The organism is Afipia dichlorophenoxyacetatis, assembly GCF_055386385.1.
Genome location: NZ_AP029250.1, coordinates 3,744,029 through 3,763,164 on the forward strand (window position 1 = coordinate 3,744,029; position 19,136 = coordinate 3,763,164).

The 19,136-nt window shown below is 60.5% G+C and carries 18 protein-coding genes; 11 read left to right on the forward strand and 7 right to left on the reverse strand.

Annotated elements, in window-relative coordinates:
* Positions 1-58 precede the first annotated feature (58 nt).
* Together fabG and fabD are read right to left on the reverse strand one after the other, a co-directional pair.
* Positions 59-796 (reverse strand): 3-oxoacyl-[acyl-carrier-protein] reductase, encoded by a 738-nt coding sequence (fabG, locus tag ACZ5C3_RS17555; RefSeq protein ID WP_464031657.1) that lies wholly within the window; start codon positions 794-796, stop codon positions 59-61.
* Positions 797-811: 15 nt separating this feature from the next.
* Complete coding sequence (gene fabD / locus ACZ5C3_RS17560) at positions 812-1,768, reverse strand: ACP S-malonyltransferase (protein ID WP_464044186.1); 957 nt, start codon at positions 1,766-1,768, stop codon at positions 812-814.
* A 417-nt stretch (positions 1,769-2,185) separates the two neighbouring features.
* Between fabD and rpsF the strand changes: the two genes are divergently transcribed.
* From rpsF to rplI, 4 genes are all read left to right on the forward strand, one after another.
* A complete protein-coding gene (gene rpsF, locus ACZ5C3_RS17565) occupies positions 2,186-2,629 on the forward strand; it encodes a 30S ribosomal protein S6 (protein WP_464031658.1) in 444 nt (147 codons plus the stop codon).
* A 5-nt stretch (positions 2,630-2,634) separates the two neighbouring features.
* Entirely contained in the window at positions 2,635-2,874 is a 240-nt protein-coding gene (gene rpsR, locus ACZ5C3_RS17570; protein ID WP_002711478.1) for a 30S ribosomal protein S18, read from the forward strand.
* Between the two features lie 139 nt (positions 2,875-3,013).
* A complete protein-coding gene (locus ACZ5C3_RS17575) occupies positions 3,014-3,976 on the forward strand; it encodes a DUF2232 domain-containing protein (protein WP_464031661.1) in 963 nt (320 codons plus the stop codon).
* A gap of 43 nt (positions 3,977-4,019) precedes the next feature.
* Complete coding sequence (gene rplI, locus ACZ5C3_RS17580) at positions 4,020-4,619, forward strand: 50S ribosomal protein L9 (protein ID WP_464031662.1); 600 nt, start codon at positions 4,020-4,022, stop codon at positions 4,617-4,619.
* Between the two features lie 205 nt (positions 4,620-4,824).
* Here the strand turns inward: rplI and ACZ5C3_RS17585 are convergent, their stop codons facing one another.
* Positions 4,825-5,754 (reverse strand): hypothetical protein, encoded by a 930-nt coding sequence (locus ACZ5C3_RS17585; RefSeq protein WP_464044187.1) that lies wholly within the window; start codon positions 5,752-5,754, stop codon positions 4,825-4,827.
* Positions 5,755-6,040: 286 nt separating this feature from the next.
* On the opposite strand from ACZ5C3_RS17585, the gene ACZ5C3_RS17590 reads away from it, so the two are divergent.
* The 3 genes from ACZ5C3_RS17590 to alr all read left to right on the forward strand — a co-directional run bounded on the left by ACZ5C3_RS17590 (position 6,041) and on the right by alr (position 10,253).
* Complete coding sequence (locus ACZ5C3_RS17590; protein WP_464031665.1) at positions 6,041-7,300, forward strand: class I SAM-dependent methyltransferase; 1,260 nt, start codon at positions 6,041-6,043, stop codon at positions 7,298-7,300.
* A 178-nt stretch (positions 7,301-7,478) separates the two neighbouring features.
* On the forward strand, positions 7,479-8,975 hold the full coding sequence (locus ACZ5C3_RS17595; RefSeq protein ID WP_464044188.1) for a replicative DNA helicase: 1,497 nt from the start codon (positions 7,479-7,481) through the stop codon (positions 8,973-8,975).
* Positions 8,976-9,098: 123 nt separating this feature from the next.
* The gene (gene alr, locus ACZ5C3_RS17600; protein WP_464038372.1) at positions 9,099-10,253 is read left to right on the forward strand and encodes an alanine racemase; all 1,155 of its coding nucleotides are present in this window, start codon (positions 9,099-9,101) and stop codon (positions 10,251-10,253) included.
* Between the two features lie 23 nt (positions 10,254-10,276).
* Here alr and ACZ5C3_RS17605 read toward each other — a convergent pair whose 3' ends face one another.
* Positions 10,277-11,383 (reverse strand): NHL repeat-containing protein, encoded by a 1,107-nt coding sequence (locus ACZ5C3_RS17605; protein WP_464031667.1) that lies wholly within the window; start codon positions 11,381-11,383, stop codon positions 10,277-10,279.
* Between the two features lie 253 nt (positions 11,384-11,636).
* Between ACZ5C3_RS17605 and radA the strand changes: the two genes are divergently transcribed.
* The 3 genes from radA to purF all read left to right on the forward strand — a co-directional run bounded on the left by radA (position 11,637) and on the right by purF (position 15,606).
* Positions 11,637-13,049, forward strand: coding sequence for a DNA repair protein RadA (gene radA, locus ACZ5C3_RS17610; protein ID WP_464031669.1), 1,413 nt, complete (start codon positions 11,637-11,639; stop codon positions 13,047-13,049).
* A 363-nt stretch (positions 13,050-13,412) separates the two neighbouring features.
* A complete protein-coding gene (locus ACZ5C3_RS17615; protein WP_464031670.1) occupies positions 13,413-14,060 on the forward strand; it encodes a CvpA family protein in 648 nt (215 codons plus the stop codon).
* 43 nt (positions 14,061-14,103) lie between these two features.
* Positions 14,104-15,606, forward strand: a complete 1,503-nt coding sequence (gene purF / locus ACZ5C3_RS17620) for an amidophosphoribosyltransferase (RefSeq protein ID WP_464031672.1) — start codon at positions 14,104-14,106, stop codon at positions 15,604-15,606.
* A gap of 33 nt (positions 15,607-15,639) precedes the next feature.
* Here purF and ACZ5C3_RS17625 read toward each other — a convergent pair whose 3' ends face one another.
* Positions 15,640-16,116 (reverse strand): GNAT family N-acetyltransferase, encoded by a 477-nt coding sequence (locus ACZ5C3_RS17625; protein ID WP_464031673.1) that lies wholly within the window; start codon positions 16,114-16,116, stop codon positions 15,640-15,642.
* A 165-nt stretch (positions 16,117-16,281) separates the two neighbouring features.
* Between ACZ5C3_RS17625 and ACZ5C3_RS17630 the strand changes: the two genes are divergently transcribed.
* Positions 16,282-17,025, forward strand: a complete 744-nt coding sequence (locus tag ACZ5C3_RS17630) for an SDR family NAD(P)-dependent oxidoreductase (RefSeq protein WP_464031675.1) — start codon at positions 16,282-16,284, stop codon at positions 17,023-17,025.
* Positions 17,026-17,061: 36 nt separating this feature from the next.
* On the opposite strand, the gene der is transcribed toward ACZ5C3_RS17630, so the two are convergent.
* Both der and ACZ5C3_RS17640 read right to left on the reverse strand, forming a co-directional pair.
* Positions 17,062-18,465, reverse strand: coding sequence for a ribosome biogenesis GTPase Der (der, locus tag ACZ5C3_RS17635; RefSeq protein WP_464044189.1), 1,404 nt, complete (start codon positions 18,463-18,465; stop codon positions 17,062-17,064).
* Between the two features lie 92 nt (positions 18,466-18,557).
* Positions 18,558-19,118 carry a hypothetical protein gene (locus ACZ5C3_RS17640; protein ID WP_464044190.1) on the reverse strand — a complete coding sequence of 187 codons (561 nt, stop codon included), beginning with the start codon at positions 19,116-19,118 and terminating at the stop codon, positions 18,558-18,560.
* Positions 19,119-19,136: the final 18 nt, after the last annotated feature.

Genomic DNA, 19,136 nt, shown 5'->3' on the forward strand with positions numbered 1-19,136 from the left:
AGACCTCCGGAACACGCCCACAGGTCTGCAAAGCCAGGAAATGAGGCTCCGAAAAGCCTTAAATCATGGCCATCCCGCCATTGACATGGATCGTCTGGCCGGTGACGTAAGCCGCTTCGTTCGACGCGAGATAAACGGCAGCCGCGGCGATATCCTCGGGTGTCCCGAGCCGCCCCGCCGGCACCTTGCCCAGGATACCTTCCCGCTGCTTCTCGTTGAGCGCGTCAGTCATCGGCGTTGCGATAAAGCCGGGCGCGATACAGTTGGCCGTCACATTTCGCTTGGCGTATTCCGCCCCCACCGATTTCATCATACCGATCAGCCCCGCTTTTGACGCGGCATAGTTCCCTTGTCCGGCATTACCGGTGACGCCCACAACGGACGTGATCGCAATGATTCGTCCGAACCGTTTGCGCATCATCAATTTGGTCGCAGCCCGAGCCAGCCGGAATGTCGCGGTCAGATTGACGTTGATGACGTCATTCCAGTCCTCGTCACGCAACTGCACGAAAAGATTGTCGCGGGTGATGCCGGCATTGGCGACGAGAATATCGACTTGCCCCATCGCAGTCTCAGCAGCGGGGACGAGCGCCTCGACTTCTTCAGCATTTGCGAGATTGCACGGGAGAACGTGCACGCGATCTTTCAATTCACCCGCGAGCTTGTCCAAGGCCTCGCGCCGTGTCCCCGAAATCGAAACCGTCGCTCCCTGCGCATGCAGCGCGCGAGCGATCGCTCCACCGATGCCACCCGTGGCGCCGGTGACAAGCGCCGCCTTACCAGTCAAATCAAACATACTGCTCTCCCTGAATCACACACGAGCGGCGGTGATTGCATCCTTCGCGGCGGCGATATCACCCGGACCACCAACCGATACGCCAACAGCACCTTCCGCGATGCGCTTGACGAGCCCCGACAACACCTTGCCGGCGCCGATTTCAAGAAAACGCGTAACGCCCTGTCCGGCCATATACGCGACGCTTTCGCGCCAACGCACGGTACCAGTGACCTGCTCGATCAGGCGCTTGCGGATTTCATCCGGATCGGTGATCGCAGCAGCCAGAACGTTGGAAACCAGTGGTGCTTTGGGCTTGTTGATGGTGACACCAGCCAGCGCTTCAGCCATTGCATCGGCTGCAGGCTGCATCAGACGGCAATGGAAAGGAGCCGAGACCGGCAGCAGCATGGCACGCTTCGCACCCTTGGTCTTGGCGATCTCCAACGCACGTTCGACAGCGGCTTTGTCGCCCGACACAACCACCTGTCCGCCGCCATTGTCATTGGCCGCCTGGCAAACTTGCCCCTGTGCCGCCTCTGCAGACACCGCAACCGCAGCCTCGTAGTCCAATCCGAGCAGCGCCGCCATGGCGCCGACGCCAACGGGCACAGCCTTTTGCATGGCGAGACCACGCGTGCGCAGCAGTCGCGCCGTATCGCTGATAGAAAAACTGCCTGCCGCGGCCAGTGCAGAATATTCGCCCAGGGAGTGCCCCGCGACGAAGGCGGCATCCCGCGCAACATCGATCCCCGCCTCGGTTTCGAGCACCCGGAGCGTTGCCACCGAGACTGCCATCAGAGCCGGCTGGGCGTTCTCGGTCAGTTGCAGCGTTTCCGCCGGACCTTCCCAAATGATAGCCGTCAATTTCTGGCCCAGGGCGGCGTCCACCTCGTCGAAAACGGCGCGGGCAGCGGGAAATTCATCCGCCAAAGCCTTGCCCATACCGACGGTTTGCGATCCCTGCCCCGGGAAGGTAAATGCTGCTGTCATGGAGGTCCCCAAAAAGATGGGTGGTAAGACACCGCCCAGGCCGCCGGTGTCAAGCTGCGGTGCGGCGGAACCACAACTGGTTGTGCGCCTTGAGCAGTCCCGGGGGCCAATTGGAACCAACAGCGAAAGCAGGACTGGGTATCGGCAAAATCCCGATTTTTGACCAAAAACCCCTCCTCTTTGCCTTGCCAAGCCAGGCAAAATCCTTATAACCGCGCCATCCGTGGGTCCCGGCCGGGAGCTGAACGGACGGTCGTGTCTCAATCAAACCACATGGTATCTCTTTGTGCTTGATCGATGCGACAGGGTCAGTTGGCCCGTCGTCCCGTGCTTCCGCCTTCTGAGCAGATCGAGTCCTTTCCGAAGGTCTCGAAGGGCTTGCCGCCAGGAACCGCGCTAACTCTGGAAAGGACAACCATGCCTCTGTATGAGCATGTCTTCCTCGCGCGTCAGGACGCGAGCGCACAGCAAGTCGAAGAACTCGCCACCCAGCTCACCGGTGTGATCGAAGGTTTGGGCGGTAAGGTCACCAAGACCGAGAATTGGGGCGTGCGATCCCTCACCTATCGCATGAACAAGAATCGCAAAGCGCATTTCATGATGTTCAACATCGATGGCCCCGCTGCGGTGGTCGCCGAGATCGAGCGTCAGGAGCGCATCAACGAAGACGTCATCCGTTACCTCACCGTTCGCGTCGATGAGCTGGAAGAAGGTCCTTCCGCCATGATGCGCAAGGCCGAGCGTGATCGCGACGAGCGCGGTGGCGGCGGCTTCCGGGGCGACCGCGAAGGCGGTGGTTTCCGTGGTGATCGCGGCCCACGCAGGTCGCGCGACGATGATGCAGTAGCGGTTGAGGAGTAAGAATCATGGCTGAAGCAGGTGCACGCCGTCCATTCTTCCGCCGCCGCAAGACCTGCCCGTTCACGGGCCCGAATGCGCCGAAGATCGACTACAAGGATTCGAAGTTGCTGATGCGCTACGTGTCCGAGCGCGGCAAGATCGTGCCGAGCCGTATCACGGCCGTCTCCGCAAAGAAGCAGCGTGAACTCGCCCGCGCCATCAAGCGCTCGCGATTCCTTGGTCTGCTGCCTTACGTGATCCGCTAATTACGCTTCCTACGAACGCGCGGCCTCCGCGCGTTCGTCTCTGTTTTAGACGTTTTATTCTCATAACACGCTGGGATCGTCCCAGGGTGGATGGTTGGGGTTCAATGAACCTCTAACCGCTCAAGGGGCGGGACAGCTGATGATGACAGGCATTCTTATCGCACTGGCGGCCGGCCTCGCGTCGGCATTGATGTTCGCGTCAATCATTTCGGGCGCGGTGATTTCGCTTGTCCTGTTTTATCTCGCTCCCCTTCCCTTGATGGTCGCAGCATTGGGCTGGGGATCGACAACGGCCCTGATTGGAAGTGTAGCAGCCGCCATCGGCCTCGGTGCGCTGTTCGGGTTTCCCTACATGGCGGCCTTCGCGATCACTGTTGCCCTTCCGGCCTGGTGGCTCGGCCATCTCAGCCTGCTGGCACGCCCGGTGTCGGAGGATCCGCAGCTTGCCGGCCTTGCGCCCGGGCTCGATTGGTACCCCACTGGGCGAATTCTGCTTTGGATAGCGATATTCGCAATCATCACGACGGTCAGCGCACTGCTCACGCTCGGCACGGACGAAGCCTCCATCAACAGTGCACTCCGTCGGGGGCTGATGCGCGTCCTCGGATCCCGCGACGGATCGTCAACCGGTGACAGCGAACGCGTGGTCGATGCGCTGGTGGCCCTTGCGCCCGCTGCTGCCACCCTCATTGCGATGATCACTCTGACGCTCAATCTGTGGCTCGCGGCCAAGGTCACGTCGACATCAGGCCGGCTGCGCCGTCCATGGCCCGATCTGCGCACGACCACACTGCCGACCATGACGATCGGGGCATTGATTGTTCTCGTCGTGCTCTGCTTCGTCGGCGGACTGGTCGCGATGGGCGCGCAGATCGCAAGCTCCGCGCTCTTGATGGCTTACGCCCTGACAGGCTTTGCGGTGCTTCACACCCTCACTCAGACGTTTTCGGGCCGCGCGTTCGTGCTCGGCGCGGCTTATGCCGCAACACTGTTCATCGGCTGGCCCTTGATCGCGATGATCAGCCTCGGCCTGGCCGACGCGGTGTTCGGAATTCGACGAGCCTATTGGACCAAGCACGGGCCACCCGCGCCGACGTCCTGACGTTCAACATCAACTTCAACCAACACATCAACGGAGAACTCAAATGGAAGTCATTTTGCTGGAGCGCGTCGCCAAGCTCGGTCAGATGGGCGAAGTGGTCAAGGTCAAGGACGGGTTCGCCCGCAACTACCTGCTGAAGCGCAACAAGGCCCTGCGTGCGACCAAGGAAAACCGCGAGAAGTACGATGGCATGAAGGCCGATCTCGAGGCCAAGAACATTCAGGCCAAGGGCGAAGCCACCAAGGTCGCCGAGAAGATCGATGGCCGCAACGTCGTCGTCCTTCGCCAGGCATCGGAAACCGGTCAGCTCTACGGTTCGGTGTCGGTGCGTGACATCATGGCTGCATTCGAAGCCGATGGCGTGTCGCTCGGCCGCCAGCAGGTTCTGCTCGATGCACCGATCAAGGTGATCGGCCAGCACACCATCACCATCGCTGTGCATCCGGAAGTCGAAGTGAACGTTTCGGTCACTGTTGCCCGCAGCGAAGCGGAAGCCGAGCGCATCAACCGCGGCGAAGACGTCAACAGCCGTCAGGAAGATCGCGATGCTGCCGCCGAGGCGATTGCCGCCGCCGGCGAATTCTTCGATCCGGAAGCAATCGACAATCAGGGCGAGCAGGAAGAAGCTCCAGCCGAGAAGTAAGACTCACGTCACTAGGGCTTCGGTTCTGATGGAATCAAAGCCGAAGCCCTCAATTCTTATTTTGACGCGTTTTCTTCACGCGAACCGGTAGCCACTTCGCTCGAAAACGCTTCAGGCAAAAAGGCCCGGTCTCATTCGAGACCGGGCCTTTTTCTTTAGTTCTTAAGGTGCTGCGTCGAACAGTACAGCAAACGATCCGTCGCAATTACTTCGAAGCAGGTGCGTCAGCAGGCACAGGTGCCGGCGGCGGAGCTGGCGGCGGTCCGATGTCGATGGTCAGGGGCCGGTTCGGATTGTCTTCCACTGGTTTCGACGGGGCTGGAGCGGCTGCTGTATCCGAGCCCTTCTCGGACTCCTTTGGAGCAGCCGCCGGCGCTGCAGGGGCAGGATTGGGCTTTGCCTCAACCGAAGGCGAAGCTTCTTCCCGCTTCTGGGGCTCCGCAGCCGGAGCTTCGGTTTTGGCGCTCTCGTTCTTTTCAGGTTCGGCCTTCGCAGGTTCGGCCTTCGGCGGCTCGCTCTTCGGAGGCTCCTCCTTGGGCGCCTCATGCCGAGCGTCGATCTTCGGCGGCTCATCCTTCGCCGGCCGTCCCTTGGCTGCCTTTTGTTTGCCCTTCTGCCTCGCGCCGGGATACTGGTCCGAAGCTGGTGCCTCGGCCGAAGCGGGGGCTTCCGACGGCGCTCCGGCGCCCTCCGGCAGGCCATCGGCGTCAGACGGCCTTACCGTCTCGCGTGCATGTGGCCGGCGCCCCTTGGCTGCCCGCTCCCGCTCCTGAACCGCCCGTTCCGGTCCGGGTTCTGCGGATGGCTTCGGTGCGCTTCTGCTTTCCTGGCCCTGCCGGGTTAGATTCCCTCCGCCCACCGGCGCATTGGCCGCTCCGTTGGACATCACATAAGCGCTCATGGCGGAGGCCATGTCGGAGCTCGTCGTATAGTGCTGTCGCAAGAAGCCCGGCAGCGAACCCGGTGCAACGGATTTCAACAGGCCCCGTGGACTTTTGTGGCACAGAGAACACGTGGCGGAGAAAATCTGGCCGGGAGATTTTCCGGCTTCGAGGTTTTGCGCGTCTGCCGGAATTGCCGCGAAACAACCGAGCACAACAGTTACCGCCGCCAAAATGAGCGCTCGGCTCAACATTCCCAATCTCCAGGTACAAACCGCGTTGGACTCACCCGCCCACCTCGCATGTGGTCACCTTTAGCGGATTGCGACGCGAATGGAAGTACTCAGATTTGCAACGGTGTGAGTCCATTTTTTGTTCGCTGCATATCTGTGTTTGACTGTTGCCCATCGGCCTTATCGGACCATGGTGAAAACGCAGATCAGCCCTCCGTCCGGGCGCCCAGCCCGAAATTGCAATTGAAACTGTTCCAAAAAATACCCACGATAGTAGGCGCTGGGACTACCGCTTGGATCATTGGACATGCGTTCGATGGATCATCTGCTGAAGTTCTTCCTGGGCCAGTTCATCCGAAGGGGCTCAGTCACCTTCACGACGTCGACAGGAACCACATTTACCTGCGGCGATGGCACTGGACAGCCAGTGGCCGTGAGGTTTACCACATCGGCCGCCGAGCGACACTTGCTGCTCGACCCGGAACTCGCGCCGGGCGAGAGCTATATGGACGGCGACTTTATCGTCGAGCAAGGCACGATCGCCGACGTGCTGGCGATCGTCATGGACCAGCGGGACATGCTACCCCGCTGGTCGAAAGCACAATGGTGGCTGCGCTACCTAATCAGGCACTGGCAGCAGTTTAATCCCCCCTCACGATCCAAGCGCAACGTTGCATCGCATTACGATCTGGATGGGCGGCTCTACCGCCTCTTCCTCGATGCAGACATGCAATATAGCTGCGCCTACTTCGAAACACCTGACTCGACCCTCGATGATGCGCAGCTCGCCAAGAAGCGGCATCTCGCGGCCAAGCTGCTCGTTCAGCCTCATCATCACGTGCTCGATATCGGCTGCGGCTGGGGAGGCATGGGTCTATATCTCGCCGACATGACCGGTGCCGACGTGACAGGTATCACCCTGTCGGAAGAACAGTTGGGAGTGGCAAACGCACGCTCCAGCGAACTTGGACTGGGTGACCGGGCTAGATTCCTGCTGCAGGATTACCGCGACACGCCGGGACAGTTCGACCGCATTGTTTCGGTGGGCATGTTTGAGCATGTCGGCGTCGATTACTACGACACTTTTTTCAAGCGCTGTGCTGAGCTGCTCAAAGATGATGGCGTCATGATGTTGCACTCCATCGGCCGTTCTGAAAGACCAGGCATCACAAATCCGTGGATCGCGAAATATATTTTCCCGGGCGGCTACATTCCCGCGGTCTCGGAAGTGTTGCCAGCGATCGAGCGCGCCGGATTGCTGGTAGACGATATCGAAATCCTGCGGCTGCATTATGCGGATACGCTCAAGGCCTGGCGTGAACGATTTCTCGCCCGACGTGAAGAAGCCGCCAAACTTTACGACGAGCGTTTTGTGCGGATGTGGGAATTCTATCTCGCTTGTTCCGAGATGTCGTTCCGTAAACAGAACGTCATGGTGATGCAGATCCAGCTCAGCAAGCGTCAGGGCGTGGTTCCCATCACGCGAGACTATATTACCCGCGAGGAAGATCGCCTGAGGGCTATTGAAAGTTCAAAACATCCGGTCCTGCGTCTGGCCGGAGAGTAATTACACACGTCAGGGCTGCTGCGCGCGGCGGGTTTCGTCAAGCCGCCGATGCATAGATTTTGACCGCTTTATTGCTTGTGTGAATCGTGCATAAGACCGCGCAGCGCTTTCGCCCGGCCAATATGCAGTGCGAGATAGACGCCCTGCATTCGCCGGAAAGAAAGTATACATCATCGCGATGGCTTCTCCTGATTCGAACATTGTGAAGCTCACCCCCGATGCCGGTGTGCCGGCCTATCGGACAGCTCCCCATAATATCGAGGCTGAGCAAGGCCTTCTCGGTGCAATCCTGGTCAATAACGACGCGTTTTATCGCGTATCGGACTTTCTTGAGCCGAAGCATTTCTTCGAGCCGATCCATGAGTTGATCTTCGAAACCGCGGCAAGCCTCATTCGGGCTGGCAAGGTGGCCACGCCCGTTACGCTGAAAACCTTCGTTCCGGCCGAGACCGACATCGGCGGCATGACCGTTGCCCAGTATCTTGCGCGCCTCGCAGCTGAAGCGACAACGATCATCAACGCTCAGGATTACGGACGCACGGTTTACGACTTGTCACAGCGGCGCGACCTGATCCGCATCGGCGAAGATATGGTCAATGTCGCTTTCGATGCGCCGGTGGACTTTGCACCACGCGCACAGATCGAGGACGCCGAACGGAAGCTCTACGATCTCGCCGAGTCCGGCCGGTATGACGGCGGGTTCCAAAAATTTTCGCAGGCGCTCTCCGTCGCCGTCGACATGGCCGCGAACGCGTATAGCCGCGACGGCAATCTGTCGGGGCTAGCGTCCGGTTTGCGCGACATGGACGCCAAGATGGGCGGACTGCAGCCTTCCGACTTGATCGTTCTCGCGGGCCGTCCGGCTATGGGTAAAACAGCTCTGGCAACTAACATCGCCTACAACGTTGCCAAGAATTGGCAGGGCGAGATCCAGGCTGACGGCACGATGAAATCCGTCAACGGCGGGATCATCGGCTTCTTCTCGCTGGAAATGTCGGCGGAACAGCTGGCCACCCGTATTTTGGCGGAGCGAACCGGGATTTCATCGAGCATGATCCGCCGCGGCGGCATCAGCGAGGCCGACTTCGATACGATTCGCGAACATTCGATTGAACTGCAGAACTTGCCCTTCTATGTCGACGACACCGGCGGTCTGTCGATCTCGCAGCTCACCGCACGCGCGCGACGGCTGAAGCGGCAGAAGGGGCTCGATCTTCTGATCATCGACTACATCCAGCTGCTGTCGGGTTCGGGTAAGCGATCCGACAACCGCGTCCAGGAAATCACCGAGATCACCACCGGCCTCAAAGCACTGGCGAAGGAACTGGCCGTTCCGATTATCGCACTTTCCCAGTTGTCGCGTCAGGTTGAAAACCGCGAAGACAAGCGTCCCCAGCTCGCAGACCTTCGTGAATCCGGATCGATCGAGCAGGACGCCGACGTCGTGCTGTTCGTCTATCGCGAAGAATACTATTTGCAGAGCAAGGAGCCGCGTCCAGGAACGCCGGAGCACGAGAAGTGGCAGCTCGACATGTCGCTGGTTCACGGCAAGGCCGAAGTGATCATCGGCAAGCAGCGTCACGGTCCGACGGGCACCATTGATCTGCAATTCGATGCAAGCGTAACGCGGTTCGGCGATTTGGCCCAGGACGCCCAATTGCCACACCACCGCTGACCCATTGAACCGCCCTAGGGCTGCGCGTATTGTGCGGTTCCATTGATGAGCGGAGACGGCGCGGGCTGTTTTGCGCGCAGGAATTTCGAGCCATAAATTCAAGCCATGGACCGCCCTTCCGACATGACGCCCAATTCAACCGCGACGCTAGCGCTTGATCCGGTCACGCTGACCACCACCACGGGCATCCTCACCATCGATCTCGACGCGATTGTCGCGAACTGGAGCAAGCTCAAGAGCCAGGGCGTCCCGGCGGAATGTGCCGCTGTGGTCAAGGCGGACGCTTACGGCTGCGGGATCACACCGGTCACCCGTGCGCTTTGGAAGGCGGGCTGCAAAACCTTCTTCGTCGCGACCCTCGACGAAGCACGTGCCGTTCGTGACGTCGCGCGTACCGCCGTCATCTATGTGCTGGACGGCTTCTTTCCTAACTCCGGGCCGACTTTCGCGGAAATCGACTGCCGTCCTGTGATTGGCGATGCGACGGAATTCGCCGAGTGGGAAGCTCTCCGAAAGATTACCGGCCGGCAGAGCGCAGCAGCCATTCAGATCGACACTGGAATGAACCGGCTGGGCTTTTCGATTGCGGAGGCCGAAGCCCTGTTGCCCCGCATCCAAGCAGGCAACCACGGCATCACGCTCGTGATGAGTCATCTCGCCAATGCCGAGCTTCTTGGCGATCCCATGAACGGACGACAGGTCGCAGCGTTCAGGAACATCGCATCACGTTTCTCTGGCGTGGCCGCTTCCCTCTCCAATTCATCCGGCATCTTCCTCGGGTCGCAATTCCATTTTGACATGCTGCGCCCAGGGGCTGCGCTTTACGGCGTTAATCCGACGCCTGAAGCCGACACACCGATGTTGCCCGTGATCAATCTGAAGGCGCGGATTGCACAGATCCGTCATATCGAACGCGGGGACACCGTCGGCTATGGCGCGACATGGACCGCACGACGGCCGACGCGCCTCGCGATCGTCACCGCAGGTTATGCCGACGGCTATTTCCGTGCCGCGGGCAGCATTGATAACCGGCGCGGCGCAGAAGCTGTTGTTGCCGGAAAACGCTGCCCTGTTGCTGGTCGTATTTCCATGGACCTGCTGGCGATCGATATCACCGACGTCCCGTCTCACACTGTCCGGCGCGGCCACATGGCGACGCTGATTGGTGACGGCATCACCGTCGATGATCTCGCGCACCATTCCGGCACGATCGGCTACGAAGTGCTGACCAATCTCGGCAGGCGTTTCACGCGCGTGTATCACGGCGGGGCGGATTAACCGCCTCGCCGTAACTGCAGCAACTATTGCGCGGTTCTTTTCTTCAGGACCATGTTGCCGGTCAGCAGGAATTTCTGAGCCCGCTTTCCGTTGTCCACTTCCGTTGTGTAGATATTGCCCTTGGAGTCCAGCGCAAGATTGTGGACCCAATGGAAGTCGCCGGCCATACGGCCATTCCGGCCAAAGCGGCCGACGATCTCGCCAGTGTCGCGTACAAGCGTCCGAACCTCGTTGTTGGCGCCATCGGCGTTGATCAGAAATGTTTCGTTGGCATCCGGCCAGATTTCCAGATCCCACACCGAGCCATTCGCCAGCGTGTTCTTCTCGACGAACATTTCCTTCACGAAGGTGCCGTCCTTCCTGAACACCTGAATACGATCGTTCTGCCGGTCGCAGACATAGACCAAACCATCCTGCGCGATGCGCACGCAGTGCACCGGATTGCCGAACTGTTGTGACGGCGCAGCAGTAGGATCGTAGGCAGGCAACTTCTCATCGGTCGGCGCTTTGCCGTAGGCACCCCACATGCGCTTGAAGGCGCCGGTCTCGCTGTCAAACACGATGACGCGGTGATTGTAGTAGCCGTCAGCCACATAAAGTTCGTTGGTGGCGGCATCGACCGTCATATTGGCGGGCCGGCCGAGACGCGTTGTGTCCTTGCTGTCGGTCTGCGGGCCGGACTTACCGATCTGCATCACGAATTTGCCGTCACGGGTGAATTTGAGGATCATGCCGTCGGTATCGCCATTTCCGGCGAGCCAGACGAACCCTTTGCTGTCGATATAGATGCCGTGTTCGTTGGCGGGCCAGTCGAAGCCCTCTCCCTTTCCACCCCAGGCCTTGATCAGATTTCCGTCCTGATCGAACTCCATCACCGGTGGCGCGGGGACACAGCATTTGGTTCGAGGCGGATTAAGGCTCGCAGCCTTCTCATCGTCCGTCAGCGTGCGTGGACGCTGCACCACCCAGATATGATCCTCGGCGTCGACGGCAACGCCTGCCGCCTGCCCCATGATCCAGTTGTTGGGCAAAGGCTTCGGCCATTGCGGATCGACCTGGAATTTCGGCGCATCGGCCGCGTGAACCGCAGTCGCGACAACAAGACCTGCGAGCGCAACAATCCATCTCATAACGTCACTCCCTAATGCCGCGTCACGCCGTCAGGAATGATCGGTCACGCACGGTCGTTGTTTGATTTGTTGAGTGTGGTTGGAAACGAAGAACGACTAACGCGGGAGACTCCCTATCGTTATCTGCAAGGCACAGGATAAGCGTATCCATCGGTCATCCGCTATCGACGACATTGCGAAATCGGTTGACTTTCAGGACACAATCGCGAACAAAAGAGGAACACAAATCCCAGCCGCACTGAGTCCCTAGTCCATGGCGAAAAACGCCCTCTCCTTCGTCTGCCAGAATTGCGGCTCGGCCTATAACAAGTGGCAGGGCAAGTGCGAATCCTGCGGCGAGTGGAATACGCTGGCGGAGGAAGACGTCTCCGGCGTCACCACCATGCCGGCCAACCTGCGTCCAAAACGCAAGGGACGGCTTTTCAAACTTGAAACACTGACCGGCTCCAGCCCTGACGCGCCGCGCCTGCCATCGGGCATGGGTGAGCTTGACCGTGTCACCGGCGGTGGTTTTGTGCGCGGTTCGGTGCTGCTGGTCGGCGGAGATCCCGGCATCGGCAAATCGACGTTGCTGACCCAGGCCACCAGTCTGCTGGCACGCGCAGGACATCGCGTTGTCTATATTTCCGGTGAAGAAGCCATCGCGCAGGTGCGGCTTCGCGCGGCGCGACTGGGACTGGCCGACGCCGCCGTTCAGCTCGCCGCAGAAACATCGGTTGAGGATATCATCGCGACGTTGTCCGAAGGCACGCCTCCGCGCCTCGTGGTGATCGACTCGATCCAGACCATGTGGACCGACACCGTGGAATCCGCGCCAGGCACCGTGACGCAGGTGCGTGCGTCCGCGCAGGCCCTGATCCGCTTCGCAAAGAGGACCGGCGCAGCCATGATCCTGGTCGGGCACGTCACCAAGGATGGACAGATCGCCGGCCCCCGCGTCGTCGAGCACATGGTCGATGCGGTGCTGTCGTTCGAGGGCGAAGGCTCGCAGCAATTTCGCATCCTGCGCTCCATCAAGAACCGCTTCGGTCCCACGGACGAGATCGGCGTGTTCGAGATGACGGGCCTCGGCTTACGCGAAGTGATGAATCCGTCAGAGCTGTTCCTCTCTGAACGCGATCTCGGCAGTCCCGGCACGGCGGTGTTCGCCGGGATGGAAGGCACCCGGCCGGTGCTGGTCGAGTTGCAGGCGCTCGTCGCCCCCACCTCACTCGGCACGCCCCGACGCGCGGTCGTGGGCTGGGATTCCAGCCGACTATCGATGGTGCTTGCGGTGCTGGAGGCCCATTGCGGGGTCAAGCTTTCGGGCCATGACGTCTACCTCAACGTGGCAGGCGGTCTGCGTATTCAGGAACCGGCGGCCGACATGGCCGCTGCTGCAGCCTTGGTGTCATCGCTGGTCAACGCCCAGTTGCCGGTCGATGCCGTCTATTTCGGCGAGATCTCGCTCTCTGGCTCGGTTCGTCCTGTCGCCCAAACCTCCGCGCGCCTCAAGGAGGCGGCCAAGCTTGGCTTCGCCCGGGCTGTCCTCCCAGAAACCACGCGCGGTGAACCGGGCGGCGATGCTGGGTTGTCGCTCAACAGCGTCGGCTCGCTCACATCCCTGGTCGCGGATATCGCAGCACGCGGAAGAAAGGCACAGCCGGCCCGATCCGGAAGCGACTAGATCCGACCAGGCCGGTTCCCGGGTAAGCCAGACGCGCCGGAAAGCCACAGCTAAGGACAAATCGAACGTCACACCGCGATTTGACAGCCGGGACCGGCAATGGGCGGATGACGTCCGCACGATCCACCGCTATACAACCTGCGCTTGGCTGCGTTCCCGCCCCAATCCATCAAAACGCGTTCCCAAAGAAACCGTCCATTAAGGTCAACGGACAATCCCTGGGAATGATGTGGTTTTGACTGTGATGAGCGGTCTTTTGCGGGTTCCGTGACCTTGCGGGACATGGCATATGGCCTTCACCTTATCGACGTGATGATGAGCTGATTCGTCACCTCGACCTGATCACCGGGACCTGACTGACCAATGCCGATAACGCTTCTCGACATTATCGTTCTTGCCGTGATGCTGCTGTCGGGACTGTTGGCTATGATCCGGGGTTTCATGCGTGAAATCCTGTCGATCGCCGCATGGGGCACAGCCGCCCTCACCACGCTCTATGCCTATCAAAAGCTGCTTCCGAGCGCGAAAGCCTATTTCAACAACGATACGATCGCGACCATCGCTGTTGTCGCCGGCGTGTTCATCCTGACCCTTATCATCGTTTCGATCATCACCGTGCGCATATCAGACATGATCCTCGATTCACGGATCGGCGCGCTCGACCGCACTCTCGGCTTCCTGTTTGGCCTTGCGCGCGGACTGTTAATCATGGTCGTTGCGTTCCTGTTCTTTGTTTGGCTGGTGCCCGACAAACAACAGCCCGAATGGGTTCGTAACGCCAAGTCGCGTGTAATGCTGCAAGGAACCGGCGATTGGCTGATGTCGCTCTTGCCGGATGACCCCGAGAACACCATCTTGAAGAGGTTCAAGAAAAAAGGCGACGAGGATCAGCAGACTGATGCTGCTCCCGATCAGCGCTCGACGGCGGCAGCGGGGAACGACGGTGGGTATGCGAAATCGGCCCGCGATGGGCTTAAACAGTTGATCGACGGCAAAGCGGCGGGGCGCTAATCCCTGTCCAGCAGCCACACATACTAAAGGTGCGGTGGACCATATGAACAGCCAATCCAGCGATTCCGATACGCCCGACAACTACGACCGCGATCTGGACCTGCATGGAGACGGTGACACGCTGCGCGAGGAATGCGGCGTGTTCGGCATCTACGGCCACCCTGAAGCTGCAGCGATTACGGCGCTCGGTCTCCATGCCCTGCAGCACCGCGGGCAGGAAGCTGCCGGCATTGTTTCTTTCGATGGTCAGCGTTTTCACTCCGAGCGCCGCCTCGGCCTCGTCGGCGATACCTTCTCGCGCGGTGAAGTGATTGATCGCCTGCCCGGCTCCAACGCTGTTGGGCATGTCCGCTATTCCACCACGGGCGGGACCATCCTGCGCAATGTGCAACCGTTGTTCGCTGAGCTGAACGCCGGCGGTCTCGCCGTTGCCCATAACGGCAATCTCACGAATGGTCTCACACTGCGCCGGGAGCTTGTGCGCTACGGCGCCATGATGCAGTCCACCACCGATACCGAGGTGATCCTGCATCTCGTTGCGCAATCCAAGCGCAGCCGGTTCATCGAACGCTATATCGAAGCACTGCGCACGATCGAAGGCGCCTACGCGCTGGTATCGCTCACCAACAAGAAGCTGATCGGGGCGCGTGATCCGCGCGGCATCCGTCCGCTCGTGCTGGGCGAACTCGACGGCTGCCCGATCCTGACGTCGGAGACCTGCGCGCTCGACATCATCGGCGCGAAATATGTCCGGGACATCGAACCCGGTGAGATCATCGTGTTCGACGAAAAGGGCCAGGAAATTCATAAGCCATTTCCTCCGGTCCCTCCTCGCCCCTGCATCTTCGAATACATCTACTTTGCGCGGCCGGACTCCGTCGTGGGCGGCCGCTCGGTCTATGAAGTCCGTAAAGCCTTCGGTGCGCAGCTCGCGCGCGAAAGCCATGCGGAAGTCGACGTCGTCGTCCCTGTACCAGACTCCGGTGTGCCGGCGGCTGTCGGCTATAGTCAGGCTTCAGGAGTGCCGTTCGAACTCGGCATCATCCGTAACCATTATGTCGGCCGCACCTTCATTCAACCGAGCCAGAGCGTTCGCGAACTCGGCGTTCGCATGAAACACGCGCCGAACCGCGCGGCGATCGAAGGCAAGCGCATCATCCTGATCGACGATTCACTTGTCCGCGGCACGACCTCAAAGAAGATCGTTCGCATGATGCGTGATGCCGGTGCGCGCGAAGTGCATTTCCGTCTCGCCTCCCCGCAGATCATTCATCCCGACTATTACGGCATCGATCTTCCAGACCGTGGCGGCCTCCTGGCTGCGACCCACAGCATCGAGGAAATGCGCGACATCATCGGCGCAGACTCGCTGGCGTTCCTGTCGATCGACGGCATGTACCGCGCCATGGGTGAGCCGGGCCGCGATCCCGCCAATCCCAAATTCTCGGATCACTGCTTCACGGGCGATTATCCGACCTCCCTCACCGATCAGACCCACGTCGAGCAAAACCAGCACCAGTTGTCGCTGCTTGCGGAAGCGAGCTGAGAAGCTCTCCTTCCGGAGCTCGCTGCGATTGGCTCAAGAGAGGTCGCGCATCATGTATTGCGCGTCACCTCCATAGCTGCCGAGCGCGCGTGCCAGCGTTCGGTCAAGCTTTGCGGTGAACCCCTGACGCTGCCAAAAGCCAGTAGAGCCGTTCACTGCGACCAACGACATGTGTTGGATATGTTCCGCCAGCGCATGCTCCACGAGCCATGCCACGATCCGTGCGGCTGCGCCCGTATTTCGAACTTCGGGCGATAGCGCGAGATCATGGATGTAAAATGTGGACGGCGCGGCTGGCAAAGCCCCCAGCAGCGAGTTGAGTGCAGGCGCCCCGAAGCGCCGCCACGGATGACTGACCACATAGGCCACCGTCCGGTCCCCCTGCTCGAAGACGCGGCAGCCGGCGGGATACAGCGCAAGTCGTTCAGCGAATACCGCTTCATCCTCTGGATAGGCGGGATGAATGAAAGCTGCGAGAGCATTGGTGGCCGGAAGGTCCGCTTCGGCCATGGGCCGCCAACGCCCTCTGGCGGAATGCAGGTTCAGATCCATGGCTCCATCTAGCACGATAGCCGTACCAATTCTGCCATTCCGGCCTTGTGCCAAACGGCCACCTCTTTAAAAGACGGCTCACGAGCGGCCGGAATTGGACCGCGTTGATAAGGACCCGTTTAAATGGCTGCCGATCTTTCCTCTCGCATCGCTCTTGTGACCGGCGCATCGCGTGGCATCGGCTATGCCACCGCCCGGGCGCTGGCTCGCGCCGGCGCGCATATCATCGCAGTCGCCCGTACCCAGGGAGGGCTTGAAGAGCTCGACGACGACATCCGAAAAGATGGCGGAACGGCGACCCTGGTGCCGCTCGACATGACGGCTCTCGACGGCATTGCCCGGCTTGGGGCGGCACTGAACGAACGTCACGGCAAGCTCGATATTCTCGTCGGCAATGCCGGCATGGCGGGAACGTCATCGCCTCTCGGCCATACCGATCCCAAGTTCTGGGACAACGTGATGGCGATCAATCTCACCGCAAACTTCCAGTTGATCCGCTGCATGGAGCCGCTTCTGCAGCAATCAGATGCTGGACGCGCGGTGTTTCTCACCTCGGGCATCGCCCACAGAGCCAGCGCCTATATGGGCCCTTATGCAGCGTCCAAGGCCGCGCTGGATGCGCTCGTGCGCGTTTGGGCAAACGAGACGGCTACCACACCAATCCGCGTCAATCTGTTCAGCCCCGGCCCGATCCGCACTCGCATGCGCGCGACGGTCATGCCTGGCGAAGATCCAATGACCCTCGATACGCCTGACCAGGTCGCCGAATTCATCGTTCCCATGTGCGCGCCGTCGTGGACGGAATCCGGCAAGCTCTACGACTATCGGACCAAGTCGATCATGACGTTCCAGCCGCCGGCTGCTTAAGCATCGGCGACCACCGGCCAATATCGAGGCGGCTTGTTACGATTTCCGTTTGGCTTTGTGCGCGAACGGATTTTCCTTCTCGCGCAGCGTGATGCGGATCGGTGTACCGGGCAAATCGAAGGTGCTGCGCAGGCTATTTGTCAGATAGCGCAGATAAGATTCCGGCACCGCATCGGCGCGGGAACAGAACACCACGAAGCTCGGCGGACGCGCCTTGGTCTGCGTGACATAATTTAGCTTCAGGCGCCGTCCTGACACTGCAGGCGGTGGATTATTATTGACGGCTTGCTCGAACCAGCGATTGAGCTGACTGGTGGACGTGCGCCTATTCCACACTGCGTAAGCATCTTCGATCGCACTTATCAGGCGATCGATGCCCTCACCCATCAGACCGGATACGGCAACCACCGGCGCGCCCCTGACCTGCGGCAGCCAGTGGTCTACATCCTCGCGCAACTTTGCGATCTGGCTCGGCGCGCGGTCCATCAGATCCCATTTGTTGACCGCAAGCACGATGGCGCGACCTTCGCGTTCGATGAGATCAGCGAGGCGCAAATCCTGCTCTTCGAAACGGTTTTGCGCGTCCATCATCAGCACGACGACTTCGGCGAAACGGACCGCGCGTAACGCGTCCGACACCGAGAGCTTCTCGAGCTTGTCTTCGATACGCGAGCGCCGCCGCAGGCCCGCCGTGTCGAACACGCGAAACTCTCGGCCCTTCCAGGAAACATCGACCGCAATGGAGTCGCGTGTCGTGCCAGCCTCGGGACTGGTCAATAGGCGTTCCTCGCCCAGCAAATGATTGATCAGCGTTGATTTGCCGGCATTGGGCCGGCCCAGCACCGCGACGCGAATGGGGCGTGTCGAAAGACTTTCATCCGCGCCGTCAACATTCGCAAACGAATCCGGATCGCCGTCCTCGTCATCGTCTTCGACGATAGGCTCCGGCATCAATTCACGCAGGGCGTCGTACAAATCACTGAGGCCTTCGCCGTGTTCGGCGGAAACCGGGATCGGATCGCCGAGCCCAAGCGCGTAGGCTTCCATCGCACCGGCGTCCCCATGCTTGCCTTCGCTCTTGTTGGCGAGCAGCAGCACCGGCTTGTTGGCGCGGCGTGCAAAATCCGCGAACGCACGGTCCGTCGGCGTCAGCCCCGCGCGTGCATCGATCACAAACATCAAAGCATCGGCAGAAGCGATCGCCGCCTCGGTCTGCTCTTGCATGCGCGCGGTGAGTGAGCCCTTGGCGCCCTCGTCGAGACCCGCAGTGTCGATAATGGTAAATTCGAGATCGCCAAGACGTGCATCGCCTTCGCGCCGGTCACGGGTGACGCCGGGCTGATCATCGACCAGCGCGAGCTTCTGTCCAACCAGGCGGTTGAACAGGGTCGACTTGCCGACGTTTGGCCGGCCGATGATGGCTATTTTGAACGACGACATGTTCGATCCGTTCGCCCTTTACGGACCACGTGTCAAGAAAAGGATCAGATGAAGCGCCGCGGGCCTATGGAGGCCGCGGCGACCTAAGAAAATCAGCGTGCGAACCCGCCACTCGGCAAAGGCGCCGGGAAAGCGCCAGCCGGTTGCTGCTGCTGCGGTGGAGGCGGCGGGGCGGCCTGTTGAGCCTGTGGTGCTGGCGCATCCGGAGGTGGCGCAGTGATCCGCTTCCGCTTGACCTTAGGCGGTGGCGGAGCATCTGGCACCGCAGCGGCGCCGCCCTCCTCCGACTCCGATGGTGCGGCATCCTGTGCTGGTTCGGCAGCCGGAGCCGGGGCCGATCGCGCCGCCGTCTTTGAGCTGGACTTGCGCTTGGCCTTCGGTTCGGGTGCCGGAGCTGGCGGCGGCGCCGTCTCAGCCACCGGTGCCTGGCCCTGCTGCTGTTGAGCGCCCTTGTAGAGATCCTTCGGCACGCCCTGCTCGACGCCCGGAACGCCATCGGGAAATACCGGTTTGCGCTCGCCAGGAATCTTCTTTTTGGTGTCGAACCAATCCATCATATCGGTCGGGTCGAAATTACCACCACTGCATGCTGCCAACGCCGTGGAAATCGCGGCCAGCAGGGTGAGAGCGATCAAGCGCTGCGAAAGACGCATCGATTTCATCCAATCAAA